The 25,427-nt window shown below is 69.0% G+C and carries 22 protein-coding genes; 10 read left to right on the top strand and 12 right to left on the bottom strand.

The features are described from left to right. Window positions 1-6: 6 nt before the first annotated feature. The 10 genes from DVW87_RS10420 to DVW87_RS10375 all read right to left on the bottom strand — a co-directional run bounded on the left by DVW87_RS10420 (window position 7) and on the right by DVW87_RS10375 (window position 12,417). Window positions 7-1,377 (bottom strand): porin family protein, encoded by a 1,371-nt coding sequence (locus tag DVW87_RS10420; RefSeq protein ID WP_114687701.1) that lies wholly within the window; start codon window positions 1,375-1,377, stop codon window positions 7-9. Then, window positions 1,374-2,630 carry a transferrin-binding protein-like solute binding protein gene (locus DVW87_RS10415; protein ID WP_114687700.1) on the bottom strand — a complete coding sequence of 419 codons (1,257 nt, stop codon included), beginning with the start codon at window positions 2,628-2,630 and terminating at the stop codon, window positions 1,374-1,376. Before DVW87_RS10415 ends, DVW87_RS10420 begins: the two co-directional genes overlap by 4 nt. Window positions 2,631-2,714: 84 nt before the next feature. Continuing rightward, window positions 2,715-3,494 carry a phosphoribosylaminoimidazolesuccinocarboxamide synthase gene (purC, locus tag DVW87_RS10410; RefSeq protein WP_114687699.1) on the bottom strand — a complete coding sequence of 260 codons (780 nt, stop codon included), beginning with the start codon at window positions 3,492-3,494 and terminating at the stop codon, window positions 2,715-2,717. A gap of 112 nt (window positions 3,495-3,606) precedes the next feature. Next, window positions 3,607-3,909, bottom strand: a complete 303-nt coding sequence (locus DVW87_RS10405; RefSeq protein ID WP_114687698.1) for a DUF3325 domain-containing protein — start codon at window positions 3,907-3,909, stop codon at window positions 3,607-3,609. Further along, on the bottom strand, window positions 3,906-5,513 hold the full coding sequence (locus DVW87_RS10400) for a PepSY-associated TM helix domain-containing protein (RefSeq protein ID WP_114687697.1): 1,608 nt from the start codon (window positions 5,511-5,513) through the stop codon (window positions 3,906-3,908). Before DVW87_RS10400 ends, DVW87_RS10405 begins: the two co-directional genes overlap by 4 nt. After that, on the bottom strand, window positions 5,510-5,824 hold the full coding sequence (locus DVW87_RS10395; RefSeq protein ID WP_114687696.1) for a hypothetical protein: 315 nt from the start codon (window positions 5,822-5,824) through the stop codon (window positions 5,510-5,512). Before DVW87_RS10395 ends, DVW87_RS10400 begins: the two co-directional genes overlap by 4 nt. Then, window positions 5,821-8,055, bottom strand: a complete 2,235-nt coding sequence (locus DVW87_RS10390; RefSeq protein WP_114687695.1) for a TonB-dependent siderophore receptor — start codon at window positions 8,053-8,055, stop codon at window positions 5,821-5,823. The genes DVW87_RS10395 and DVW87_RS10390 overlap by 4 nt, the downstream gene beginning before the upstream one ends. A gap of 102 nt (window positions 8,056-8,157) precedes the next feature. Next, window positions 8,158-9,303 carry an alpha-hydroxy acid oxidase gene (locus tag DVW87_RS10385; protein WP_181814799.1) on the bottom strand — a complete coding sequence of 382 codons (1,146 nt, stop codon included), beginning with the start codon at window positions 9,301-9,303 and terminating at the stop codon, window positions 8,158-8,160. Next, window positions 9,288-9,968 (bottom strand): Fe2+-dependent dioxygenase, encoded by a 681-nt coding sequence (locus DVW87_RS10380; protein ID WP_114687694.1) that lies wholly within the window; start codon window positions 9,966-9,968, stop codon window positions 9,288-9,290. Before DVW87_RS10380 ends, DVW87_RS10385 begins: the two co-directional genes overlap by 16 nt. A gap of 67 nt (window positions 9,969-10,035) precedes the next feature. Then, window positions 10,036-12,417 carry a TonB-dependent receptor gene (locus DVW87_RS10375; RefSeq protein ID WP_114687693.1) on the bottom strand — a complete coding sequence of 794 codons (2,382 nt, stop codon included), beginning with the start codon at window positions 12,415-12,417 and terminating at the stop codon, window positions 10,036-10,038. A gap of 177 nt (window positions 12,418-12,594) precedes the next feature. Here DVW87_RS10375 and DVW87_RS10370 point away from each other — a divergent pair, with 177 nt between their 5' ends. From DVW87_RS10370 to DVW87_RS10355, 4 genes are read left to right on the top strand one after another with little or no spacing between them, the layout of a single operon-like run. Continuing rightward, window positions 12,595-13,254 carry a PepSY-associated TM helix domain-containing protein gene (locus DVW87_RS10370; protein ID WP_220149812.1) on the top strand — a complete coding sequence of 220 codons (660 nt, stop codon included), beginning with the start codon at window positions 12,595-12,597 and terminating at the stop codon, window positions 13,252-13,254. Between the two features lie 14 nt (window positions 13,255-13,268). Then, window positions 13,269-13,748, top strand: coding sequence for a DUF2271 domain-containing protein (locus DVW87_RS10365; protein ID WP_181814798.1), 480 nt, complete (start codon window positions 13,269-13,271; stop codon window positions 13,746-13,748). Further along, window positions 13,745-14,698: a DUF4198 domain-containing protein gene (locus DVW87_RS10360; RefSeq protein WP_239017852.1), complete on the top strand. Its 954-nt coding sequence runs from the start codon at window positions 13,745-13,747 to the stop codon at window positions 14,696-14,698. Before DVW87_RS10365 ends, DVW87_RS10360 begins: the two co-directional genes overlap by 4 nt. 8 nt (window positions 14,699-14,706) lie before the next feature. Next, complete coding sequence (locus DVW87_RS10355) at window positions 14,707-15,678, top strand: FAD:protein FMN transferase (protein WP_114687692.1); 972 nt, start codon at window positions 14,707-14,709, stop codon at window positions 15,676-15,678. Between the two features lie 6 nt (window positions 15,679-15,684). Here DVW87_RS10355 and DVW87_RS17790 read toward each other — a convergent pair whose 3' ends face one another. Beyond that, entirely contained in the window at window positions 15,685-16,872 is a 1,188-nt protein-coding gene (locus tag DVW87_RS17790; protein WP_181814797.1) for a LysR family transcriptional regulator, read from the bottom strand. A gap of 98 nt (window positions 16,873-16,970) precedes the next feature. On the opposite strand from DVW87_RS17790, the gene DVW87_RS10340 reads away from it, so the two are divergent. Continuing rightward, complete coding sequence (locus tag DVW87_RS10340; protein ID WP_114687691.1) at window positions 16,971-18,821, top strand: phosphoenolpyruvate carboxykinase (GTP); 1,851 nt, start codon at window positions 16,971-16,973, stop codon at window positions 18,819-18,821. A gap of 17 nt (window positions 18,822-18,838) precedes the next feature. On the opposite strand, the gene DVW87_RS10335 is transcribed toward DVW87_RS10340, so the two are convergent. Then, window positions 18,839-19,753 carry a LysR family transcriptional regulator gene (locus DVW87_RS10335; protein ID WP_114687690.1) on the bottom strand — a complete coding sequence of 305 codons (915 nt, stop codon included), beginning with the start codon at window positions 19,751-19,753 and terminating at the stop codon, window positions 18,839-18,841. A gap of 86 nt (window positions 19,754-19,839) precedes the next feature. Here DVW87_RS10335 and DVW87_RS10330 point away from each other — a divergent pair, with 86 nt between their 5' ends. From DVW87_RS10330 to mmsB, 5 genes are read left to right on the top strand one after another with little or no spacing between them, the layout of a single operon-like run. Then, window positions 19,840-21,387 carry a CoA-acylating methylmalonate-semialdehyde dehydrogenase gene (locus tag DVW87_RS10330; protein WP_114687689.1) on the top strand — a complete coding sequence of 516 codons (1,548 nt, stop codon included), beginning with the start codon at window positions 19,840-19,842 and terminating at the stop codon, window positions 21,385-21,387. Between the two features lie 58 nt (window positions 21,388-21,445). Further along, window positions 21,446-22,591, top strand: a complete 1,146-nt coding sequence (locus DVW87_RS10325; RefSeq protein ID WP_114687688.1) for an acyl-CoA dehydrogenase family protein — start codon at window positions 21,446-21,448, stop codon at window positions 22,589-22,591. Further along, window positions 22,588-23,667 carry an enoyl-CoA hydratase/isomerase family protein gene (locus DVW87_RS10320; RefSeq protein ID WP_114687687.1) on the top strand — a complete coding sequence of 360 codons (1,080 nt, stop codon included), beginning with the start codon at window positions 22,588-22,590 and terminating at the stop codon, window positions 23,665-23,667. Before DVW87_RS10325 ends, DVW87_RS10320 begins: the two co-directional genes overlap by 4 nt. A gap of 13 nt (window positions 23,668-23,680) precedes the next feature. Further along, on the top strand, window positions 23,681-24,457 hold the full coding sequence (locus DVW87_RS10315; RefSeq protein WP_114688183.1) for an enoyl-CoA hydratase: 777 nt from the start codon (window positions 23,681-23,683) through the stop codon (window positions 24,455-24,457). Between the two features lie 31 nt (window positions 24,458-24,488). Further along, window positions 24,489-25,382: a 3-hydroxyisobutyrate dehydrogenase gene (gene mmsB / locus DVW87_RS10310; protein WP_114687686.1), complete on the top strand. Its 894-nt coding sequence runs from the start codon at window positions 24,489-24,491 to the stop codon at window positions 25,380-25,382. Window positions 25,383-25,427 lie beyond the last annotated feature (45 nt).

The raw sequence follows: 25,427 nt of genomic DNA, 5'->3' as shown, positions 1-25,427 counted from the left end.
CCCGGGTCAGAAATAGCGGGCAAGGGTGAGCCGGAAGCGGCTGCGCTCGGTGGCGAACAGCGGCAGGCTCGAATCGGCGCGGCCATAGGTGTACTGGATCGTCGGCGACAGGCCGAGCACGCGCACCGCGCGGTTGCCGATCGTCACCCGCGCATTGTACCGCCAGTCGCGACGGGGGTCGTTGGCGAACAGGTACAGGGGCGCGTCGTAGACCGCGCGCGACAATCCGCCGCTGATGCCGAAATTGAAGCCTTTCGGCAGCTCGCCACCGATCCCCAGGATGCCGCCCACTTCCGTGCTGGAATACGCATCCGTCTTCAGCCAGTCGCGCCGGGCGAACAGGCTGGCCGAGGCGATCAGCGACTTGGCCACCACCCGCTCGTAGGTGGCGTAAAGGCCGCCCTGCCAGCCGCTATAGCCGTCGTCGAAGCGTGTCCAGGTACGCCGCAGGTCGAACTGCAGGCCGAGGCGGTTGGTCTGGCCGACGGTCAGCTCCGCGCCGCCCTTCACGCCGGCCTGGCGGCTGGCGATGCGGTTGCCATAGTCGCGCTCGGCGACAAGGCCTTCGATGCGCACCCGGGCGCGCTCGGACAGCTTGAACTCCGGACCGGTCGCCGCCTCGAGATAGAGATCGTCAAAGGACGAGCCCTTGTACTGCGTGCCGAAGCCGTTGACGTCGACCAGCCACAGCTTGCTGCCGTCCTTGGCGATCGGCAGGCGCAGGCTGCCGTCGAACGAGCCGGTGATGCCCAGGCCCGACTTGGCCTGCGCCGCCTTGTCGAGGGAGAGCGGGATCGGCTGGTTGCCGAACAGGATCGTCACCGTGTCCGATCCGGTGGCGTTGTTGATGTTGCTGTCCGGCGCGATGCCGAAGTCCACGTTCAGCGACCAGGCGCGGCGCGAGCGGATGATGTTGCGTACCGAACGGATCGTGCGGGCGACCTCCGGCGGCAGATCCTGTGCCTCGCCGGCGAGCCGCAGCTGGTGATCGGCGCTGGCGGTCTTGCCCATCGCCAGCAGCACGCGGCCATAATCGAGCCGGACCTGGGTCTGCCCGGGATCCTCGACCAGGATGCGGCGGAAGATGCCGGCCGCGCTTTTCCACTTGCCGGCCTTCATCGCCGAATAGCCGGCGAGATAGCGCGCCTGAAAGGTGTAGCCGGGTGCCTTCAGCAGGGCCAGGAGAAGCGGCTTGGCTTCTTCGAACTGTCCTGCCCGCACCAGTTGCTCGGCCCTGGCCAGCACCTGGGCGGGCGTCAGCCGCACCTGGCAGGTGCCGTTCGCGCAGGTCTGCTCGCCCGGCGCCTCGTCTGCGAGGGCCGGTGTGGCGGAGAGCAGGGCCAGCGCGACGCAAGGAACGCCGCGCCGGAACATCATTTCTTGCCCGTGAACGCGCCGACAATGTCCACGCGCTGGTCCGGCACGCCGCCGACCACGCGGAAGCCGCCGCCGGCCTCCTCCGCGGCGGGGCCATAGAACGCGCCGTCGATGCTGGACCCGGCAACAGCGACGGGCAGGGTGGTGGCGCCGTTCTTGAACGCGAACGACTGGAAGGTGCCGGTGAAGCCGCCCTTGCCGACGAGGTCGATCAGCGCGGAGCCGCTGCCGCTGAAGGTGGCGCCGCCCGGCACGGTGATCGACGGCGTGGTGTAGCGATCATATTGCGGATCGAGCACGAAGCCGTCCACCGCCAGGCCGACCTGCTTGCTGGCGAAATTCACCGACAGCGTCGAGGTGCCGGTCAGCCACTGGAAGTAGGTGGACTTCTTCACGGAGTCGTCCAGCGTCGGGTTGAACACCATGGTGCCCAGCATCGAGCCGGTATAGCTGGCCGAGCCGCTGGTCGGCACGGCGCTGTTGTTCGTCAGCGCGCCATAGGCAAAGGCGCCGCGTTCCAGCGTCCAGCTGTCCTGCGTCAGCGTCTCGGTGCCCGCCATGACGTTGGCGAACGACACGGTGTTGGCGACGTAGCCGGCGAACGAGACGTATTTCGTCGTGCTGCCCGGCTTTTCGTAGAAGAAGCTGTAGGCGGTGTAGCTCGAGCCGGGCATGCCGTCGGGCGGGGTGGTGCTGTTGCCCGGATCGACGAAGCCGGTGCCGCTCTGCCCGTAAAGCGAGGTGGGATTGCCGCCGCCCGACTGGAGATAGTTGACGTTGCGGTTCGCTGCCGCGCCGGCGGGGAGCTGCGCCAGGTTGGGCGTGCCCCATTGCGGCTCGGTTGTTCCACCGAAGTTGGTGCGTTGCGCCGGATCCTGGAAGCGCACGGTCGTGCCGGCGCCGGACTTCGCATCGGCGATCGTCAGCGTGAAGATCGCGTCGCGCGGATCATAGGCGATGTCGATCGCGCTGTCCCGCACGGTGGAGGCGTTGGCCGAATAGGTCAGCCCCTGCTGCCCCTGGGTGACGCGGTTGTCGGTGGTGTAGGTCAGCCTCTGCGTGCCGCCGACGCCCTTGTAGCTCTTGGCGTCCACCGGATTGGCGAACTGGGCGTAGATGTCCGTCGCGGCGTTGGTGCCGGAGCCCGGGCCGACGGTGCCGGCCGGTGCGGTGCTGCCGATCGTCTCAGGCCCGGCGCCGCCACAAGCGGAAAGGGCGGCGGCCGTGCCGGCCAAGATCACGTAATTGCGCATGGGTATCCCATCCCCCGTTACGGGCCGTGCCCGTGTCGGAAGCGGGGATACCAAGCGATGGTTAAGAGGCGGTAACCAGCCGCGTCACTTGCCGCGCTTCTCGCGATGCTTTTCGAGGTCCAGCACCGCCGCGTCCGCGCCGTCCGGCAGCAGCCCGAGCCGGCGCGCGACCTCCTGATAGGCCTCCACCTCGCCGCCCAGGTCGCGGCGGAAGCGATCCTTGTCGAGCTTCTCGTTGGTGGTCATGTCCCACAGGCGGCAACCGTCCGGGCTGATCTCGTCGGCCAGGATGATGCGGCTGTAATCGTTGTCCCAGATGCGCCCGAACTCCAGCTTGAAGTCGACCAGGCGGATGCCGATGCCGGCGAACAGGCCCGACAGGAAATCGTTGGTGCGGATCGCCAGGTCGGCGATGTCGTGCATCTCCTCCTGCGTGGCCCAGCCGAAGGCGGCGATATGCTCGTCGGAGATCATAGGATCGCCGAGCGCATCGTCCTTGTAATAATATTCGATGATCGTGCGCGGCAGCTGCACGCCTTCCTCGATCCCCAGCCGCTTCGACAGGGAGCCTGCGGCGACGTTGCGCACCACCACCTCGATCGGCACGATCTCCACCTGGCGGATCAGCTGCTCGCGCATGTTGAGGCGGCGGATGAAATGGGTCGGCACGCCGATATTGCCGAGCAGGGTGAAGACATGCTCGCTGATGCGGTTGTTCAGCACGCCCTTGCCGTTGATCGTGCCCTTCTTCTGCGCGTTGAAGGCGGTGGCGTCGTCCTTGAAATACTGGATCAGGGTGCCGGGCTCCGGACCCTCGTACAGGATCTTGGCCTTGCCCTCGTAGATCTGGCGGCGACGAGCCATGGCATAAACCCCTGAATGAAGCGCCCCGGCCACGCGGGTCGCGCGCCGGGGCGGGAATGCCCGCGCCTATAGCCGATGCATGGCGGGGGATCAATCAGCACGCGGCGAGCGGCTATCGCGCGTTGCGCTGCCTGCGGCCGTGCGGCGTGTGTGCCTCCGTCACGTTCAGGAACAGGAACACGCATCCGGCCGCCAGCATCACCAGCCCGGACCAAAGCACCGGCCCGAACCCCCAGCCGCGCGAGGCGACGGCAAGGACGAGGCTGAGCGCCAGCGCCACCGACGCGGCGATCCGCAGCGGGCGCTGCGTGCGACGGGTCGGCCGATGCCCGAACCAGCGCAGGTAATGGTCGTGGCTGGCGAGCCCGAGCAGGGCAAAGGCGAGCAAGGCCGGCAGAAAGGCGAGAACGATCATTCGGCAGGCTCCAGCACGCGCACGGACGGGGTCGCCGGCGCGCGGCGTGTCCGGTTGCGCTCGGCCGGGCGGTGGCGTGCGATTCGCCGGGCGACGGCAAGCAGGCCCGCACCGAACGCCACCATCGTCGCATCCACGCCGACCGGCACCAGATCGCCCGCGAGCAGCGGACCGAAGGTGCCGCGGCCGGGGCCGACAAGATTGAACACCGGCAAGGCGATCAGCAGCACACCCGTGGCCGCGAACAGGGCGCGCCACGTCCAGGCGGGACGGCACAGCAGCGCGAGCAGCGCCGCCGCCGCCCAGGCGAGGAACAGCAGGTTGACTTCCAGTTCGGCCCGCCCGGGCATCGCCGCCGGCAGCAGCCGGTTGGCCCAGAACATCGCCGCCACGCCCAGCGGAAAGCCCGCGATCGTCGCCACGTTCAGCCGCTCCACAATGCGGAAGCCGAGCGGCGGGCGCACCGGATCGGGCAGCTTCTCGCGCCGCTTCACCGTCCACAGCACCAGCCCGCTCGCCACCATCAGCGTACCCGCCACCCCGCACAGGAAATAGATCCAGCGCAGTGCGACATCGGCGAAGCGGCCGGCATGCAGCCCGATCATGACCCCGGCGGTCGCCGCCGCGCCCCCGGGGGCCGGGGAGCGCCAGACCGGCCGGCCGCTCACGCCGTCATAGGTGATGGAGGGCGCGCGCGTGTTGAGCAGGGTGGTGGGCGCGCGCAGCACGGTGACGCGGGCCGCCGCGTCGCCAGCTTCGCTCACCTCGAGATAGCCGGCCGGGCCGCCCAGCCGGCGCTCGGCATCGGCGACGATGCGGGACAGGTCGGCGAGCGGGGCAGGGCGGCCGCTGCGCGCCGGTGCCTCGACATGCGGGAACAGCGCCTCGTTCGCCTTGGCGGGATCGACGTAATTGGCCACCGCCGCCCAGGGCATCAGCAGCGCCATCAGCGTGACAAGGCCGGTATAGGTGATCATCAGGTGGAAGGGCAGCGCCAGCACGGCCGTGGCATTGTGCCCGTCCAGCCAGGACCGCTGACCCTTGCCCCGGCGCAGGGTGAAGAAATCGCGAAAGATCTTCTTGTGCGTGACGATGCCGGTGAGGATCGCCACCAGCATCATCGCCGCCGCCACGCCGACCAGCCAGCGCGCCCAGATCACCGGCATGTAGTGAAGGTCGAAATGGAAGCGGTAGAAGAACTCGCCGCCGCGCGTCTCGCGGGCGTGCACCGGCTGGCCGTCCGCGCCGATCAGCGCCTGCGTGTCGCGGCCGCGGCGCCCGCCGCCTCCGCGCCGGCCGCGCGGCGCCTCGCCGGCCTTGGGCTGCGGCACCCAGAACACCTGCGCGCCGGGCAGCCGCTCGCTCGGCAGGGTAACGAACCAGCTTTTCCCGTCCGGCGCCTTTGCCTGGAGAAAGCGCTGTGCACCCGCCAGCACGCGCATCGGCTGCGTCACCGGCGGCAGCTCGGGGCGCATGTAGCGGTTCAGCCCCTCGCGCCAGAATGCCAGCGTGCCGGTGAGAAAGACGAGAAACAGCACCCAGCCGAGCAGCAGGCCCGACCAGGTGTGCAAGGTGGATTGCGACTGGCGGAAGCCTTTGCTCATGCCTTTCCTCCGGTGGCGATCGAGCTCCAGGTGATCGCCGCCGCCACCCCGCCGCACAGCAGCAGCGTGAGCAGCGCCCGCCATCCGCTGCGCGCCGCATAGGCGTACATCGCCGCCAGCGCGCACAACAGCAGGGCCACCAGCGCGCCCGTGACGGTCGCTTCCGAACGTTCCATCGGCAGGACGCGGGCGAGCGCCATCGCCCACAGGCTCGACACGCCATAGCCGACCGGCACGGCGGCGAGGAAGCGGAGCGCATTGTCGCCCCGCCGCCGCCACCGTGCGGCGTCGCCCGTCGCCCGCGCGATCACGGATAGGTGATCCGGATGGTGCCGAACACCGTGCGCGGGCTGCCATAATAATTGCCGCGCCCGGCCGACGCGATGCGGGCGTAATAGTTCTCGTCGAACAGGTTGTTGACGTTCACCGACAGGCTCAGCCGCTCGTTGATCCGGTAGCCGGCGCGCAGGTCGGCGACGATGTAGCTTGGCTGGCGCACGATGGTGGAGCGCGTCGTCACCGCACCCGCCGCGTTGCGCACGGCGGGGTTGCCGCCCCAGGTGGAGGAGAAAACGGTCAGCCCGCCGCCCAGGCTGAAGCCACGCAGGGCGCCGCCCTGCACCTCGTAGTTGGTGAACAGCTTGCCCATGTGCTTGGGCACGATCGGCACCAGCGGCAGGCCCTCGAAGCTGGCGTTCGCGTCTTCCAGATACTTGGTTTCGGTATAGGTATAGCCGGCATTGATCCGCCAGCCGGGCAGGATCTGGCCGTTCGCCTCCGCTTCCACGCCGCGCGCGCGGACCTTGCCGATCTGGAGCACCAGCGTGGGCTCGTTGGGATCGTTGAACAGGCGGTTCGTCTGCGTGTTCTGGTAGGCCGCGGCCGAGAGCAGCAGCTTGTCGCCGAACAGGCCGAGCTTGGAGCCGACTTCCCACTGCGCGCCGATCTGCGGATCGATCGGCCGCCCGTCCGGACGGACGCGGTTGGCGGGCGCGGCCTGCGGCGTGAAGCTGTCGGCATAGCTGCCGTACAGGTTCCATTGCGGCGTCACGTCCCACACCACGCCGGCATAGGGCGTGAAGCGGCCCTCCACCGAATAGCCGGTGGTGTTGCCGCGGGCGGGCAGCAGGGTGGTGCTGTCGGTGGTCCACCACGTCGTGCGGCCGCCACCGACCAGCGTGAAGCCTTCGACGGGGCTGAGCCGCATCTGGCCGTAAATGCCATATTGCTCGACCTTGGTGTTGGTCGCGCCATAGGTCTGCGTGACTGGCCCGGCGGGGCCCTGCACGACCGGCGCAGGGCCGAACTCGTTGAGCGGCGGCTCCGGCGGCGACACCGGGTTGTAGACGTCGATCCGCGCGAAGTTGGAGAAGCGCGCGAAGTAGGAGTCGTAGTTGCTGCCCTGATAGTCGAAGCCCAGGATCAGCGTCTGGTCACGGCCAAAGGCGGGGAAGCTGCCGACGCCGTTGAAATCGAACGCCTTGGTCTGCGCCCGGCTGGTGCTGCGAAACGCGATCTGGTTGGTCAGGCCGTTGGTCGCGGTGACCGGCTGGCTGCCGATATAGCTGTACACGTCGAGGCGATCGACATTGGTGACAAGCGCGGTTGCGCGCAGGGCCCAGCGATTGCTGATCCAGTGCGCCAGTTCGGCGAAGCCGGTCCAGGTTTCCGATTTGAAGCGGTTCCAGTCGGCGCCGAGATAGGTCGAACGGTCGATGTCGAGCAACTGCCCTTCGCTGCCGTTCAGATCGCCCAGGATGCCCGGCAGGCCGGACTGGATGGCCGGCTTGAACCGGTCATAGGTGAGGCCGGTGGTGAAGGTGGTGCGATCGCCGATCTTCACGCTGGTGGTGACATAGGCGTCCAGCCGGTTGCGGTGGGCGATGTCGAAGAACTGGTCCTGATCCTGCGCCATCACGCCGGCGCGGATGCCGCCGATCTCGCCAAGCGGCGTGGAAGCATCGAACTCGAACCGCTTATTGTCGTAGCTGCCATAGCCGGCCGACGCCTGGACGCGGGCGGCGTCCAGCGGGCGCTTGCGCACCAGGTTCACGCTGCCGGCGGGGTTGCCCGCGCCGCTGAACAGCCCGGCGGGACCGCGCAGCACCTCGACCCGGTCGAAGAAGAACAGGTCCGGCACCGCGGCCGGGAAGTTGAAGGCGAGCGTCGGGACGCCGTCCACCAGATAGTTGGTGATATTGAACCCGCGCGAGACATAGGACGGGTCCTCGCTGCCCACGCCGGTGACGGTGATGCCGTTGGTGGCGGTGAGCGCGTCTTCCAGCGTGAACAGGTTCTGCTGCTCGAACCGCTCGCGATCGACCACGGTGACGGTGTTCGGCACGTCCTTCAGCGGGGTGAGCGTCTTGCCGACTTCGTTTCCGAAGCTCTTGCCGAGCACCACCACGTCGCTGGTGGACTGGCGCTCCGCCTGCGTGCGGGACGGCTCGTCCGCGCCGCTTTCGCGAACCTGTGCCTGTGCGCCGAACGGCAGCGCGACCAATGCAACACCCGCCAGCAGCGAGCCCGTTCGAAATTCCATGCGTACCCCCTGTTGTGGTTGGGGGCCTCCTACCGCGAAGGTTGTTGCGAGTCACTAGCAATATCAACGTGACTATGACGAAAAGTTGCTGGCGGCTGCCGCTCAGCGCAATGTCGTGAAAAGGCGCTCCTCCGTGAGATCGTCGAGCGTGGCGCAGCCGAGCTGTGCCATGGCCAGCTCCAGCTCGGCGCGCAGCAGGTGGCAGAGATGCGCCACGCCGGCGAGGCCCGCCACGGCCAGGGCGTGCAGGACCGGCCGCGCCACCAGCACGGCGATTGCGCCCAGGCAGAGCGCCTTGACCACATCCGTGCCCGTGCGCACGCCTCCGTCCAGCAGCACGGGCACGCGACCGGCAACGGCCGCAGCCACCTGCGGCAGGAGGTCCAGCGTGGCGGGCAGGCCGTCCAGCACGCGGCCGCCATGGTTCGACAGGATCAGCCCGTCCGCGCCCGCCGCAAGCGCACGCTCCAGGTCGTCGCCGACCAGCATGCCCTTCACGAGCACCGGCAGGTCGGTGGCCGCGCGCAGCCAGGCGAGATCCTCCCAGGTCGGCACCGCATCCGTCAGCGCCGTGCCGAACAGGAGGCGGCCACCTGCCGACGCGACATGACGTGGCGCCTCCATGCCGGCGAGGTTGGCCGCTTCCACGCCCGGCGGCAGAACAAAGCCGGAGCGCTTCACCCCGGCATCGATCGTCAGCACGATCGCCTGATAGCCCGCCGCTTCTGCCCGACGCAGCAGCGTGGCGCTGTCCTCGCGGCGGGGCTGGAGATAGAGCTGGAACCACAGGGGCGCGGGCGCAACGTCGAGCTGGTCGGCCGCCTGGAGCCGGGCCGCGGCGACCTGTTCCAGCGGGACGCTCGACAGGGTGCTGAGCACGCTGCCGGTCCCCAGTGCCGTGGCCGCGCGGATCGTCGCCAGTTCGCCCTCGGCATGGGCCAGGCGCTGATAGGCGACGGGGCCGAGCAGGACGGGGCAGGGGTGATGCACGCCCAACAGGGTGGAGGCGGTGCTGCCGCCGGCAAGGCTGGCCAGCGCGCGCGGAAGCAGCCGCACGCGATCGAAGGCAGCGCGATTGTCGTCCAGGGTGATGCCGCGGCCGGCGCGATCCTCGACATGCGCCCAGGTCGCCGCGGGCAAGTGCGCCCGCGCGCGTTGCTCATAGTCCGCCAGCGACCGGAGGTCCGGCGGGATCGTCGCCAGGGGCGGGAGCGGCGCCTCCCCCGCGCTCGTCAGGTGCTCGACCATTGCCGCAGCAGGTTGTGGTAGACGTTCGTCAGCGTGTCGATCGACGGATGGTCCGGGTGGTCGGCGGTGAGCGACTGGATGGCGCCGTCCAGCGCGAACAGCTCGCGCCGCTGAAGTTCGGACGCGACAAAGCTCTGTGTCCAGAAGAACGCGGCAAAGCGCGTGCCGCGGGTCACGGGCGTGACGCGGTGCAGGCTGCTGCCGGGATAGGTGATGAGGTGCCCGGCGGCCAGCTTCACGCGATGCGCGCCGAAGCTGTCCTCGATCACCAGTTCCCCGCCGTCATAGTCGTCCGGGTCGCTGAGGAAGAGGGTGGCCGACACGTCGCTGCGTACGTGCTGGGCGGTGTTGGGCACGGGAAAGATCGCGCTGTCGACATGGTTGCCGTAGGTGCCGCCGCCCTCATAGCGGTTGAAGCGGGGCGGCAGGATGCGCAGCGGCAGCGTCGCGGCGACGAACCGCGGGGTGCGGGCGAGCCGGTCGAGGATGCGGTCGCCGAGCTGCCGCGCGAGCGGATGGTCGAGCGGCAGTTGCAGGTTCTGCTTCACCGTGGCGGCACGGTGCCCCGCGGTGGCGCGCCCGTCCTGCCACTCGGCGGCGGCGAGCAGCGCGCGCGCCTCCGCCGCCTCGGCCGGGCTGAACAGCGCAGGGATCTCGACGAGCATCGCTTCTTCCTCTTCGAGATCGCCATGCTTGGCAACCGCCGGGCGGGCGGCGGCGCCCGGCGTGCGATCAGAACTTCGCCGTCATGCTGAGCACGGCGGTGCGCGCGTCGCCGGGGGTCGCCCAGCCGTTGTTGCGGATGCGGGTGAAATAATAGGAGTCGGTCAGGTTCTTCACGTTGAGCTGTGCCGACAGGTTGGGCGAGAACTCGTAGCTGAAATAGGCCTGGTGCACCCAGTAATCGTCCGCGCGCAGCACGGTGGACAGGCTCGACGTCGCCGTCACCAGCGTGCGCGTGCCAAAGGCGAAGCTGCCCTGGTACGTCGCGCCATAGCCGATCGTCAGGCCGAACGGCAGGCGATAGGTGGTGAAGATGCTGCCGGAATGCCTGGGCGTGTTGGCCAATTCCGAGCCCGCCGCCGGATCGGGGAAGGCGGCGTTGTTGTTGCAGCCGGTAGCACCCGGGCGCGCCAGGCAGGTATCGGATACCGACTGGCGAAGTTCGGAGTCGAGATAGGTGTAGTTGGCGGTGATCTGCCAGTCCCTGGTGATCTTGCCGATGGCGCTGAGCGCGATGCCGTCCACGCGGGAGCGGCCGTTCAGCACCTGATCGGGGATCGTCGGATCGTTGGACGGGATTGCGTATTTGTCCCGCTCGTTGCGGAAGGCGGAGGCCGACACCAGCAGGCCGCCGTCGAACAGCTCGGCCTTGGCGCCGATCTCGTAATTCTTCGCCGATTCCGGATCGATGTTGCAGGTGGCTACCGTGCAGGAGCCGTTCACGCTGCTTTTCGACGGCGTGCGCGAATTGCCATAGGCCACGTACAGGGTCACCGGCTCGACCGGCTTGTAGACCAGGCCCGCGCGGTAGGAGAACAGCGTGTTCGCGTTCCGGAAGGTGGCGCCGCGCGTATAGGCGCCCAGCGTGGCGACGGCGGTGGAGAAGGTGTCGGCGCGGTAGGTGCCCGTGTTCCGCTCCAGCCGGACGCCGCCGTTGAACTCCACCTTGCCCAGCTTCATCGTGTCGAAGAGATAGACCGCGTAGTTTTCCTGCTCGCCTTGCGTGAAGCCGGAGCGGATGAAGTTCAGCGGGCCGGTATAGACGTTGCTGCCGTACGCGAGCGTGCGGTTCGGCCCCTGCACGACATTGTTGGGATCGGCGATGTTGATGAGCGGCAGGGTCACGGTGCTGCCGTCGGCGGCGCGCTCCGAATTGCCGTTGGACAGCTCGAACTGCTCCCAGGTGGCGGCCACGCCGAGATCGATCGTGTGCTCGATCGCGCCGGTATCGAACACGGCGCGGAAATCGAACTGGTCGAACAGCAGCAGGTTCTTGGTGTCGCGGGTCGTGCCGCGCGGGCCGGACGGCTGGTAATAGCCGGGAAAGGCGCAGGCGGCAGCGGTGGGCGTCAGGCCGGAGGGCAGGCAATAGGTGCCCTGGGGCGGGTTCGCGACCGTGAACTGGCGCACATCCTGCCAGCGCGCGAGGTTGCGGATGGAGGCGGTGTCGCTCAACTCGTGCTCGAAGGTGGCGGTGGCCTGGTCGACGTTGATCCGCTGCCGATCGATGTTGCGAAACCCGAAATAGTCGCTGCGATCGACACCGGGGACAGGGCCGTCATTGGTCGCGCCGACATAATAAGGCACGCCATATTGCGGGATGTTGGTGTCCTCCTGGTGCACGTACTGGAGGATCAGGCGGGTCGGCTGGTCGATGCCGATCGTCACCGACGGAGCGACGCCCCAGCGCTTGTAGTTCTCGACGTCGCGGCCGGGCACGTCGTTGCGGTGTGCCATGGCGTTCAGCCGCACCGCGACGAGATCGCCGACGCGCTGGTTGATGTCCACCGTGCCGCGCAGATAGTCGTCGAGGCCGACGCCCGCGCTGACGACGCGGCGGTTTTCCTCCTGCGGGCGCTTGGTGACGAGGTTGATGTTGCCGCCCGCGGAGCCGGCACCGGACACCACCGAGTTGGCGCCGTTGGTGACTTCCACCTGCTCCAGGTTGAACGAGTCGCTGCGGCTATAGGCGGCGCTGTCACGCACGCCGTCGATGGTGACGTCGTTGGTGGCGCTGTACCCGCGGAAGTTGATCTGGTCGCTGGGCGCGGTGCCGCCTTCCGCGGCGCCGAACGTGATGCCCGGAACGGTGGACAGCACGTCGCGCAGGGTGAGGAGGTTCTGCTGTTCGATCACCTCGTTGCTGAGCACGGTGATCGTCTGCGGCGTGTCGCGTACCGTGCGGGTGCGCTTGGGCGATTCCAGCCGCCGGCCGGGCTCCTCGTCGATCAGCGTGCCGGTGACTACCACGCTGCCCCGGTCTTCCTGAGCCTGAGCCTCCGAAAGCTGCGCGTCCTGAGCCGCGGCGGGCGCTGCGGCGGCGAGCGACGCGCCGATGCAGGACATGGCAAGAAAGGTCCGCTGGGCGGCGCTGGCGGTGCGTACGGTCATGTTCCCCCTGAACGTGCTAATGCGAGTCTGTCGCATCTGCTGTACTAATGAGAGTCACTCTCATCAAGCACCTTCCGTTACGATCGCGAAATTTCCTGCGGTGGCGCGGTTACGCACCCGCAACATTCCCAGAAGGGCAGTATTGCTATTGCAAATCGCTCGCGGCAAAAGAGCGCCGTGAACGCTCCCGCTACCCAGCTGCGCACGGCGCCTCCTCGCAAGAAACGCACGTCGGCACGCGGCTGGTGGCTGAAGCAGCTGCACACCTGGCACTGGATCAGCGCGGCCGTGTCGCTGATCGGCATGCTGGCCTTTGCCGTCACCGGCGTGACGCTGAACCATGCCGCATCCATCCCTGCCTCGCCCAAGGTAGAGGACCGCTCCGCGACGCTCGCGCCGTCGCTGTTGCGCTTGTTGAAGCCAACGCCCGCGCAGTCGGATGCGCCGCTGCCCGCCGCCGTCGCACGCGCGGTGGAGAATGCAGTCGGCCTCGATGCTGCGGGCCGTCCCGGCGAGTGGAGCGACGCGGAAGTCTATGTCGCCCTGCCGCGTCCCGGCGGAGACGCCTGGGTCAGCATCGACCGGGCGAGCGGCGCCATCAAGTCGGAAGTGACCAGCCAGGGCTGGATCTCGCTGCTCAACGATCTGCACAAGGGCCGCAACACGGGGCTGGCCTGGCGGCTGTTCCTCGATGCGTTCGCCGTGGCGGCGGTGGTGTTCACGCTGACGGGGCTGCTCCTGCTGCACCTTCATTCCAGGCACCGGCGCATGACATGGCCGCTGGTCGCGCTCGGTTTCCTGCTGCCGCTGGTGGTGGCGATCCTGTTCATTCACTGAAGGAGCTCGGTTCGATGCGTTCCATTCCCTTCGCGCTGGCCGGCGGCCTGATCGCGACCCCGGCGCTGGCCGGCTCGATCACCGTCACGCTGCCGCGCCTCCCGCTCGCCGAGTACAAGCGCCCCTATGTCGCGGGCTGGCTGGAGCCGGTCGGCGGCGGCGCGCCGCGCACCGTGTTCGTCTGGTACGACCTCAGGAAGGGCGGCAACGAGCCGGGCACGCGCTGGCTGTCCGACCTGCGCTCCTGGTGGCGCAAGGCCGGGCGCACGATGAAGCTGCCGGCGGACGGCGTGAGCGGCGCGACCAAGGGGCCGGGCAGCTACACGATCGCACTGCCCGGGAACCTGGCACCGGGGAAATATATCCTCAACGTCGAGGCCGCGCGCGAACATGGCGGGCGCGATCTGGTGACGGTGCCGATCACGGTGCCGGGCGGCACGGCGCGCGGAACCGGCAAGACCGAGCTTGGCGCGATCACGGTGGCCGCCAAGTGAGCCGGCTGGCCAAGCGCCTTGCGGGCGCGCTTCTGCTGTCCACGGCGCTGGTGCCGTCGATGGCCTCGGCGGACCGCTCGTTCATCGTGCCGTCGAGCACGATCCTTGCCGGCAACAGCAACACGGTGACGTTCGACGCCGCCGGTGCGGACCACCTGTTCTTCTTCGATCATCGGCCCATCGCGCCCGAGACGATCATCGTGTCGAAGCCGGACGGCTCGCCCGCCGATCCGGTCACGCCGGTGCGCACGCGCTTTCGCACCGTGCTCGACGTGCGGCTGGACCAGCAGGGCACGTGGAAGGTGGCAAGCCGGCAGGTGATGGTCTCCGGCACGCTGCGCCTCAACGGCGAGGAGCGCCGGGTCGGCGGCCGCGGCGGCCCGCCGCCGGGTGGCGCCGCCATGCCGGCGGGCGCGCCAGCGCAGGGCCCGCGCGCTTCGGCCGGACCGGCGCCGGGTGCTCAGGCTGGCGCGGCAGGTCCGGACGGTCCGGGCGGGCAGCGTCGCCAGCCGCCGATCGCGCTGGCCGACATCCCGGCCGAGGCGACGGACGTGCACCTGACCGAGATGGTGAACACCACCGAGACCTTCGTCACCCTGGGCGCGCCGACCGAAACGGTGTTCAAGCCGTCCGGCAAGGGGCTGGAGTTCGCGCCGATCACCCATCCCAACGCGATCGCCGCGGGGGAGACGGCGCGGTTCCGCTTCCTGATCGACGGCAAGCCGGCGGCGGGCGTGAAGGTCACGGTGGTGCAGGGCGGCGAGCGCTACCGCGACGATGTGGCGGCAATGGACCTGGTCACCGGCGTTGACGGTGCCGTGGCGGTGAAATGGCCTTCTGCCGGCCTCTACTGGCTGGGGGCGGAGGCCGAGGACAAGCATCCGGCGGAGAAGCGGGCGGAGATGCGGCGCATGCTGTATTCCGCCACGCTCGAGGTGCAGACGCCCTGACGCCGGACATGCGCGTCGCCTTGCCCGCGCGGGTCTGCACCGCTGCCTTGCGGCGGGGCGACCCGGCAGTGCCCGTCGCCCGCATCGCCGGCGAAGCGCTCGGCACCGGGTGGCAGGTGCGCTATGCCGCGCGGGCGGGCCTGGACGCCGGTCGCTTGCGCGCTGTGGTGGAGCAGCGACTGGCGCGGATCGTCGGGGAGATGAGCCAGTGGCATCCCGGCTCCGTGCTCGATCAGTATAACCGCTCGCAGGCCGGCAGCTGGACGCGCCTGCCGCCGGATTTCGCCACCGTGCTCGCCGCGGCGCTCGCCCTCGCCGAGCGCAGTGGCGGCGCCTTCGACCCGACGCTGGGCCGGGCGGCCGCCTTGCTCGGATATGGTGCGGAGAAGGTGCATGCGCCGGCGGACCCCGCCACGCTGGACGCGGCGCGAGGGCAGGGGGGCTGGCACCGGCTCGCCTTTGACCGCGCGATGCGCCGCGTGCAGCAGCCGGGCGGGCTGTGGCTCGACCTGTCGGGCATCGGCAAGGGTTTCGCCGTGGATGCCGTCGCCGATTGCCTGCGGGACGAAGGCGCAGAGGACGTGCTGGTCGAGATCGGCGGCGAACTGGTCGGGCGCGGCTTGCGACCGGATGGTCAGCCCTGGTGGGTCGACCTGGAAGCGCCGCCGGGCGTCGTGCTTCCGCCCTTGCGGATCGGCTTGCACGACCTCGCAGTGGCCACGTCGGGCGACTATGTGCGGGGCGCGCACACGCTAGACCCGCGCACCGGCCGCCCGCTTCCGCCCGCGGTCATCTCGGTCAGCGTCGTGCACGAGCGCGCCATGGAGGCGGATGGCTGGGCTACTGCCCTGACGGTGCTCGGTGTCGAGCAGGGCATGGCGCTGGCCGGGGAGCTGGGGCTCGCCGCGAGGATGGTCGGCACCGAGGGCGGGCAGGCGCGCGAGCATCTGTCGCCTGCGTTGCAGGACATGCTGGGCTGAGGGGGCTCAGCTGCCCAGTGACGCGGTGCTCGCCCGCAGCGCCGCCATGAATTGCTCCTGCAACGCGGTCGGATACCAGTCGCGCCGCGTGATCGCGCCGATCAGGCGCTCGGTATCGGGCACCACGGAGCGGATGCAGGTAAGGGTGCCGGCATGGATTTCCGCCGCCACCTGATCGGGCGACAGCAGCGTCAGAAAGTCGCTGCGCACCAGCATGCCGCGGATCAGCGCCACGGAGCCGCACTGGATCGGTGCCTGCGGACGCGCCTTGCCGGCATCGTCGAACATGCTCTGCCAGCGTTCCAGCAGGCCGGAGGCGCGGCGGGCGACGATCCACGGATAGTCGGCAAGCTGTTCGAAGCCGGCCACTCCGCCGGCCAGAGGATGATCCGCGCGGCCGATGATCGTCAGCTTGTCGGCGAACAGCGGTTGCTGGTGCAGATCGCGGGCGGGCGAGTCGCGCAGGGCGCCGACCATCACGTCGATGCGGCCGCTGCGCAGGAGCTCCACCAGTTCCAGGTAGGAGCCTTCCACCACGTCCACCTGGATGTTCGGTGCGTCCACCAACAGGTCAGCAAGCGCAGTGGGCAGCAGCAGCGAGCGGGACAGCGCCATGGCGCCGATCGCCAGGCGGGTGCCGCCCACCGAGCCTTCGTCCAGTGCGGTGGCCAGTTCGGCCACGCCCAGCTCGAACCCGTTCGCCAGCTTCGATCCGGCGGCATTCAGCCCGACCCCGCGGCCGCGGCGTTCCACGAGCGCGCGGCCGACCAGCCGCTCCAGATCGCGGACCGCGCGGTGCAGGGCGGGAACGGAAACCTGCGCAAGCTCCGCCCCGCGCTGGAAACTGCCGCCTTCCGCCAGGCCGAGCAGGCCGCGGACATGCGCGCTGGTCAGGTAATGGTCGAGGCCGACGCGCTGCGTGCCGCCCGCCGCGCGGTGCAGCGAGCGGCTGAGCTGGGCCGTGCCGCGCAGCACACGCCGCGCGATCCGCCGCCCGCCGGATGTGGGAACCACGCCGCTGGGCGTCCGCTCGAACAGCTGGACGCCGAACGCCGCCTCCAGCTTGGCCAGCGCCTGGGTCAGCGCCGGTTGCGAAATGCCCGCAGCGCGGGCGGCGGCGCTGAGCGTGCCTTCCTGCGTTACGGTGCCGAGCAGCCGCAGGTGGCGGAAGTTGAGCTGGTACACCGTTTCCACCGGAACCTTTAACCACAGCTTATGCCCTTCCGGTAATCCAATTTGAGTCGCCGCCGTGCTCGGGCCAATCGTCGGCGAAACAGGCGAGAGGATGCCGCATGCTTTTCCACCCTTCGACGCAAAGCGCGTACGATCAGGCGCCGACGCGCCACCGGGCGCTGCTGGACTGGGTGGCGAGCATCGCCGCGCAGGCGCAGCCCGACGCGATCCGCTGGTGCGACGGGTCGCAGGCCGAGTGGGACGCACTGACGGCGGAGCTGGTCGCGGGTGGAACCCTGACGCAGCTGAACCCGGAGCTGCGGCCGAATTCCTTTTATGCGCGCTCCGACCCGCGCGACGTGGCGCGGGTGGAGAGCCGGACCTTCATCTGTTCCGAGCGGGAGGCGGACGCCGGGCCGACCAACAACTGGATCGAGCCGGGCGAGATGCGCGAGCGGCTGCACGGCCTGTTCGCCGGCTCCATGCGTGGGCGGACCATGTATGTGGTGCCGTTCTGCATGGGCCCGATCGGCTCGGACAAGAGCATGATCGGGGTGGAGATCACCGACAGCGCCTATGTCGTGCTTTCCATGCGCATTATGGCGCGCATGGGCGCCGAAGCGCTGCAGATGCTGGGCGAGGACGGCTTTTTCGTCCGCTGCGTCCATTCGGTCGGCATGCCGCTGACCGACGGGCAGGAGGATGTCGCCTGGCCGTGCAACGAGGAAAAGTGGATCGTCCACTTTCCCGAAACGCGCGAGATCTGGTCCTATGGCTCGGGCTATGGCGGCAATGCGCTGCTCGGCAAGAAATGCCTGGCGCTGCGCATCGCCAGCGTGGTGGCGCGTGACGAGGGCTGGCTGGCCGAGCACATGCTGATCCTGAAGCTCACCAGCCCGGAAGGCGCGGTGACCTATGTCGCGGCGGCCTTTCCCAGCGCGTGCGGCAAGACCAACCTGGCGATGCTGGAGCCGAGCATCCCCGGCTGGAAGGCGGAGACCATCGGCGACGACATCGCCTGGATGCGTTTCGGCAAGGATGGCCGGCTCTACGCGATCAACCCGGAGGCCGGGTTCTTCGGCGTGGCGCCCGGCACGTCGCCGGCGACCAACCGCAACGCCATCGAGACGCTGGCCGCGAACACGATCTTCACCAACACCGCGCTGACGCCCGAAGGCGACGTGTGGTGGGAAGGGCTGAGCAAGCCGGCGCCCGAGCAGTTGACCGACTGGCAGGGACGGCCCTGGACACCGGCGTCCTCCACCCCCGCGGCGCATCCGAACTCGCGCTTCACCACCCCGGCCGCGCAATGCCCGGCGATCGCGCCGGAGTGGAACGCACCGGAGGGCGTGCCGATCTCCGCCATCCTGTTCGGCGGGCGGCGCTCGACCACCTTGCCGCTGGTCACGGAAGCGTTCGATTGGGAACATGGCGTCTACATGGCCGCCAACATGGCCTCCGAAGGCACCGCGGCGGCGGAGAACAAGCTGGGCGAGCTGCGCCGCGACCCGTTCGCGATGCTGCCGTTCTGCGGCTATCACATGGCCGAGTACTTCCGGCACTGGCTGCGTCTGGGCGCCTCGGCTGCATCGGACCCCAGCGTGCTGCCGCGCATCTTCATGGTGAACTGGTTCCGCAAGGACGAGGGCGGGCGCTTCCTGTGGCCCGGTTTCGGCGACAATGCGCGCGTGCTGAAGTGGATCGTCGAGCGGCTCCATAACGATGCCGGGGGACGGGAAACGGCCGTCGGCTTCGTTCCGGCCGGGGGCTCGATCGACCTCGACGGACTCGACATGCCGGCAGGTGATGCGGAGCTGCTGTTCTCGATCGATGCCGATGGCTGGGCAGAGGAAGCCGAGCGGAACCGCGCCTATCTGGAAGGTTTCGGCGCCGATCTGCCGGCTGCCCTGCTGCACCAGCAGGAGGCACTGGAGCAACGCCTCCATGCGGCGGATCGGCAGGGCGCCTGAAACAAACGGCGGGCCGGTCAGGGGGGCGGTGGCGCCTCCCGGCCGGTCAGGTCGCCGCGCCGCCTGGCGACGGTTTCGAGGATCCAGGCCCGGAACGCGCGAACCCGCTGCAACTGCCGGGTATCGCGGTGGGTGACGATCCAGAACGATCGGCTGAAGGCGAGCGCGGGGAGGACCGGCGTCAGCTCGGCGTCGAAATCGCCGATGAACCGCGGGAGCACGCCGATGCCGAGCCCGGAGGCGATCATCCGGTGCTGCGCGTTGATGCTGGAGCTGCGCACGTTCGCCGTCAGCCCGGGAAGCAGATCGTCCAGGTAATTGAGTTCGGGCGCATACAGGAGATCGGGCACATAGCCGATCAGGCGGTGCCCGGTGGCGAGTGCGGCGGCATCGGCCGGCACGCCGCAGCGCGCGAGGTAAGCGGGCGCGGCGTAGAGGCTGAGCCGATAATCGGTGAGCTTGCCGCTGACCACCGGCCCTGCCTGGGGCCGTGCGAGCATGATCGCGACATCGGTTTCGCGACGCGACGGGTTCAGGAAGCCGTTATTGGCGGCCAGTTCCACGGTAAGGCCGGGGTGGCGCTCCACGAAATCGTGCAGGTGGCGGGCGATGAACCAGCTGCCGAACCCCTCGGACACGCTGACCTTCAGGACGCCGGCCAGCCCGCCGGTCGCCCGCGCAGAGGCGGCGATCCGGTCCGCCATCTGCTGCATGCCTTCCACATGCCGCAGCAGCCGCTCGCCGTCTTCCGTCAGCGCCTGGCCCTGGCGGGTTTGCTCGAACAGGACCTGGCCGAGTCGCGCCTCCAGCCGCCGCAATCGCCGGCCGATCGTGGTCGCGTCCACGCCGAGCTGCTCGGCGGCGCGGGCGATCTGCCCCGTGCGGGCGATGGCGAGAAAGTCCTGCAGTTCGTCCCAGCGCATCGGCTGCATCCTTGCAGCTCAGGGCTGCGTTTTTGTACGTTGCCGGACAGCAAGCAGTCGATCAGGCTCCCGAGTCAAGAACAGGAGAGAGTGTCGTGCGCAATATCGACCACCTAATCGCCGGCCATGCGGCCGAAGCGGGCGCCGGCCGCACGTCGGACGTCTACGATCCGAACACGGGCAAGGTGCAGGCCAAGGTGACGCTGGGCACCGCTGCCGATCTCGAGGCGGCGATCGCGGCCGCGCAAAAGGCACAGCCCGGCTGGGCGGCGACCAACCCCCAGCGGCGCGCCCGCGTGATGTTCCGCTTCAAGGAGCTGGTCGAGGCGAACATGGACGCGCTCGCCCAGCTGCTGTCCAGCGAGCACGGCAAGGTGATCGCGGACGCCAAGGGCGATATCCAGCGCGGGCTGGAAGTGATCGAGTTCTGCTGCGGCATTCCGCATGTGCTCAAGGGCGAGTACACGCAGGGCGCGGGGCCGGGCATCGACGTCTATTCGATGCGCCAGCCGCTGGGCATCGGCGCGGGCATCACGCCGTTCAACTTCCCGGCGATGATCCCGATGTGGATGTTCGGCGTGGCGATCGCAACCGGGAATGCCTTCCTCCTGAAGCCCAGCGAGCGCGACCCCTCGGTGCCGGTTCGTCTGGCCGAGCTGATGCTGGAGGCCGGTGCGCCCAAGGGGATTTTGCAGGTGGTGCACGGCGACAAGGAGATGGTGGACGCGATCCTCGACCATCCGGCGATCAACGCGGTGAGCTTCGTCGGCTCGTCCGACATCGCGCATTATGTCTATCGCCGTGGCGTGGAGGCGGGCAAGCGCGTGCAGGCGATGGGCGGCGCGAAGAACCACGGCATCGTCATGCCGGACGCCGATCTCGACCAGGTGGTGGCGGACCTTGCCGGCGCGGCGTTCGGCTCGGCGGGCGAGCGATGCATGGCGCTGCCGGTGGTGGTGCCGGTGGGCGAGGCCACGGCGACCCGGCTGCGCGACAAGCTGATCCCGGCGATCCAGGCGCTGCGGGTCGGCGTCTCCACCGATGCCGAGGCGCATTACGGCCCGGTGGTGAACGCGGCGCACAAGGCGCGGGTGGAGAACTGGATCCAGGCCGGCGTGGACGAGGGCGCCGAGCTGGTGGTCGATGGCCGCGGCTTCACGCTGCAGGGGCATGAGGAAGGCTTCTTCGTCGGCCCCACTTTGTTCGACCATGTCACGCCGGACATGAGCGCGTACAAGGAAGAGATTTTCGGGCCGGTCCTCCAGATCGTGCGCGCCGCCAGCTTCGAGGACGCGGTCCGCCTGCCCAGCGAGCACCAGTACGGCAACGGGGTTGCGATCTTCACCCGCAACGGCCATGCCGCCCGCGAGTTCGCCGCGCGGGTGAATGTCGGCATGGTCGGGATCAACGTGCCCATCCCGGTGCCGGTCGCCTACCATACGTTTGGCGGCTGGAAGCGTTCGGCATTCGGCGACACGAACCAGCACGGGATGGAGGGCGTCAAGTTCTGGACCAAGGTCAAGACCGTGACCCAGCGCTGGCCGGACGGCTTCGGCCTGTCCGGCGGCGACCTGCCGCGCGGGTCGGAAGATGGTGGCCCGTCCCGCATCCAGGATGCGTTCGTCATCCCGACGATGGGCTGATCCTTCGACGGCGCGGCGGCTTTGCTGCGCCGTTCTACCCCGCCATGGATAGCAAGTGATGACCGACCAGTTCGACCTGACCGACGACCAGCGCGAGATCCAGGAGCTCGCGCGCCGCTTCACCGCGGATCGCATCACGCCGTTTGCGGGGGAGTGGGACGAGAAGCACATCTTCCCGCGCGAGACGATCAAGGCCGCGGCCGAACTCGGCTTTGCGGCGATCTACGTGTCGGAGGAGTCCGGGGGCATCAACCTGGGGCGGCTGGAGGCGGCGCTCATCATGGAGGCGATGGCCTATGGCTGCCCCTCCACCAGCGCGTTCATCTCCATCCACAACATGGCGTCGTGGATGATCGACCGGTTCGGTTCGCCGACCGTCAAGGCCAAGTACCTGCCGGCCCTGGTCACGATGGACCAGCTCGCCAGCTACTGCCTGACCGAGCCGTCCTCTGGCTCGGACGCGGCAGCGCTTAAGACGAAGGCGGTGAAGGACGGCGACCATTATGTGGTCACCGGCTCCAAGCAGTTCATCTCCGGCGGCGGCGAGAACGAGGTCTATGTCACCATGGTGCGCACCGGCGAGGAGGGCCCCAAGGGCATTTCCGCGCTGGTGATCGAGCGCGACATGCCGGGCGTCAGCTTCGGCGCGAACGAGCGCAAGCTCGGCTGGCATTCGCAGCCGACGCGCCAGGTGATCTTCGACGGCGTGCGCGTGCCGGCCGAGAACCTGGTCGGGGCGGAAGGCGAGGGCTTTCGCATCGCGATGATGGGGCTGGACGGCGGGCGGTTGAACATCGGCGCCTGCTCGCTGGGCGGCGCGCAGCGCTGCCTGGACGAGGCGATCCGCTATACCAGGGATCGCCAGCAGTTCGGCAAGCCGATTGCCGACTTCCAGAACACGCAGTTCACGCTGGCGGACATGGATACCGAGCTGCAGGCGGCGCGCATGCTGCTCTACGCGGCAGCCGCGAAGGTGACGGCGGGTGCTCCCGACCGCACGCGCTTCGCCGCCATGGCCAAGCGGCTGGCGACCGACACCGGATCGTCGGTGGTCGACCGTGCGCTGCAACTGCATGGCGGCTACGGTTACCTGATGGACTATCCGATCGAACGCTTCTGGCGCGACCTGCGCGTGCATTCGATCCTGGAGGGCACCAACCAGGTGATGCGCATGATCGTCGGACGGGAGCTGACGCGCCAGTGAGCGATGTTTCGAGCGACGTCCTCGTCTCCGTCGAGGGGCGCGTCGGCCGGTTGCGGCTGAACCGGCCGCGCGCTCTCCATGCGCTGAACGCCGCCATGTGCGAGGCGATGCTCGCAGCGCTGGCCGCCTGGCGCAGCGACCCGGCGGTGGAGGCGGTGATCCTCGACCATGCGCCCGATCCGGACGGCGACCCCAAGCTGTCGCGCGGTTTCTGCGCCGGTGGGGACATCCGCATGCTGGCGGAAAGTGGGAGGGGTGACGGCGCCGCGGCGCGAGCGTTCTTCCACCTGGAATACCAGCTGAACCATCGCCTGTTCACCTATGCCAAGCCGATCGTCGCGTTCATGGACGGCATCACCATGGGCGGCGGGGTCGGCATCGCGCTGCCCTGCCGTTATCGCGTGGCGACGGAGAACACGAAGTTCGCGATGCCGGAAACGGGCATCGGACTGTTCCCGGATGTGGGCGGCGGCTGGTATCTGTCGCGCCTGCCGGGGCGGGTGGGGCAGTATGTTGGGCTCACCGGGTACCGGCTGGATGGCGCAGAGTGCCTGGCGCTGGGTCTCGCAACGCACTTCGTTCCTGCGGATCGTCTTGGCGAGTTGAAGGCGCGGATCGTCGGCGATCCCGGCGGCATGGAGGCGGCCCTGCTCGACCGCGAGAATGAAGCGGGCGGACCGGCATTGCTCGACCATGCAGCCGAGATCGACCGCCTGTTCGCGTCCGACCGGCTCGAGGACGTGTTTGCGGCGCTGGAAGCGGACGCGTCAGACTTCGCGCGCGAGACATTGGCGACGCTGCGCACCAAGTCGCCGCAGGCGATGAAGGTCAGCCTGAAGCTGCTGCGCGACGGCGCCCGCATGGCGACGTTCGAAGACGAGATGCGGCAGGAATATGCGGTGGGCGCCCGCGTGGTGCAGCGGCACGACTTCCTCGAAGGCGTCCGTGCGGTGATCGTGGACAAGGACCACGCGCCGAACTGGAACCCGGCCACGCCCGAGGACGTCAGCGACCATCTGATCGACCAGATCTTTGCCCCCTTACGCGAGGGCGAGGCATGGCAGCCGGCACGGTGAACGGAGAAGCATGATGAGCAGCTACGAGACGATCCTGGTCGAGCGGCGCGAGGCCGTCACGCTGGTGACGCTCAACCGCCCGCAGGCGCTCAACGCGCTGAACAGCCAGGTGCTGGACGACCTGCTGGCGGCGATGGCGGCGTTCGATGCGGACGCGACACAGGGCTGTGCGGTGGTGACCGGCAGCGAGCGCGCGTTCGCCGCCGGCGCGGACATCAAGGAAATGCAGAGCCAGGGCTTTGCCGACATGTACGCGCATGACTTCTTCGCCGGCTGGGACCGATTCACGCGGACGAGGAAGCCGATCATCGCCGCGGTGTCCGGCTATGCGCTGGGCGGCGGGTGCGAGCTGGCGATGATGTGCGACTTCATCCTGGCGGCGGACAACGCGAAGTTCGGCCAGCCCGAGATCAAGCTGGCCGTCTCTCCCGGCATGGGCGGCTCGCAGCGGCTGACGCGCGCGGTAGGCAAGGCGAAGGCGATGGAGATGTGCCTGACGGGCCGGATGATGGACGCCGCCGAAGCGGAGCGCGCGGGGCTCGCCAGCCGGGTGGTGCAGGCCGCGGAGGTGGTCGAGGAAGCGGTGAAGACGGCAGCGACGATCGCCGGCATGGCGCCGCTGGCGGTGCTGGCGAACAAGGAGATGGTCAACGCCGCGTTCGAGACCAGCCTCAGCGCCGGCGTGCAGTTCGAGCGGCGGCTTTTCCACGGCCTGTTCGGCACGGCGGATCAGAAGGAAGGCATGGCGGCCTTCGTGGAAAAGCGCCCGGGGGCGTGGACCGGCAAATAAGGCGCAGCAAGCGCCATTCGGGAGAGAGAACATGGCACGGATCGGCTTTATCGGGCTGGGCAACATGGGCAGCGGCATGGCCGCCAACCTCGCCGGGAAGGGCCATGACGTTCGCGCGTTCGACCTGAGCGGCGAGGCGCTGGCGCGCGCGGCGGACGCCGGATGTCTGGCGGCAGGGGACGTGGCCGAGGCGATCGAGGGCGCCGAGGCGATCGTCACCATGCTGCCGGCCGGCACGCATGTGGAAAGCGTCTATGCCGATGGCGTGTTCGGCCGCGCCGCGCCGGGGACGCTGCTGATCGACAGCTCGACCATCGACGTCGCGACGGCGAGGCGGGTGGCGGAGCAGGCGCAGGCGGCCGGGCTGCTGGCGATCGATGCGCCGGTTTCGGGCGGCATCGGCGCGGCCAACGCAGGTACGCTGACCTTCATGGTCGGCGGCAGCGGGCAGGCGTTCGACCGTGCGCAGCCGATCCTGGCCGACATGGGGAAGGCGGTGTTCCATGTCGGCGCCAACGGCGCGGGGCAGGCGGTGAAGATGTGCAACAACCTGGTGCTTGCCTCCACCATGATCGCGACGTGCGAGGCGTTTGCGCTCGCCGGCAAGCTGGGGATCGACCCGCAGGCGTTCTTCGACGTGGCCAGCGTTTCCACCGCACAAAGCTGGTCCATGAACACCTACACGCCGGTGCCGGGTGTCGGGCCGGACAGCCCGGCCGACCACGACTATCAAGGCGGCTTCGCGGCGGCGCTGATGCTCAAGGACCTGCGCCTCGCCGCGGCGGCGGCGACCGACGCCGGGGCGCGCACGCCGATGGGCGACCGCGCGCGGGAGCTGTACGACGCGTTCGTGGAGCAAGGGCAGGGCGGCAGCGACTTCTCCGGCATCATCCGGATGTTCGGCGCGGATCACGCCGGCGCTTGACGATGGCGGCGCCATGATGCGACCCGCTTTCCATCCCTCGACCCG

The sequence above is a fragment of the Sphingomonas aracearum genome (assembly GCF_003345355.1).
Lineage (GTDB): Bacteria > Pseudomonadota > Alphaproteobacteria > Sphingomonadales > Sphingomonadaceae > Sphingomonas > Sphingomonas aracearum.
The sequence above is the reverse complement of the archived record's forward strand: the minus strand, read 5'-3'. Positions and strand labels throughout refer to the sequence as shown.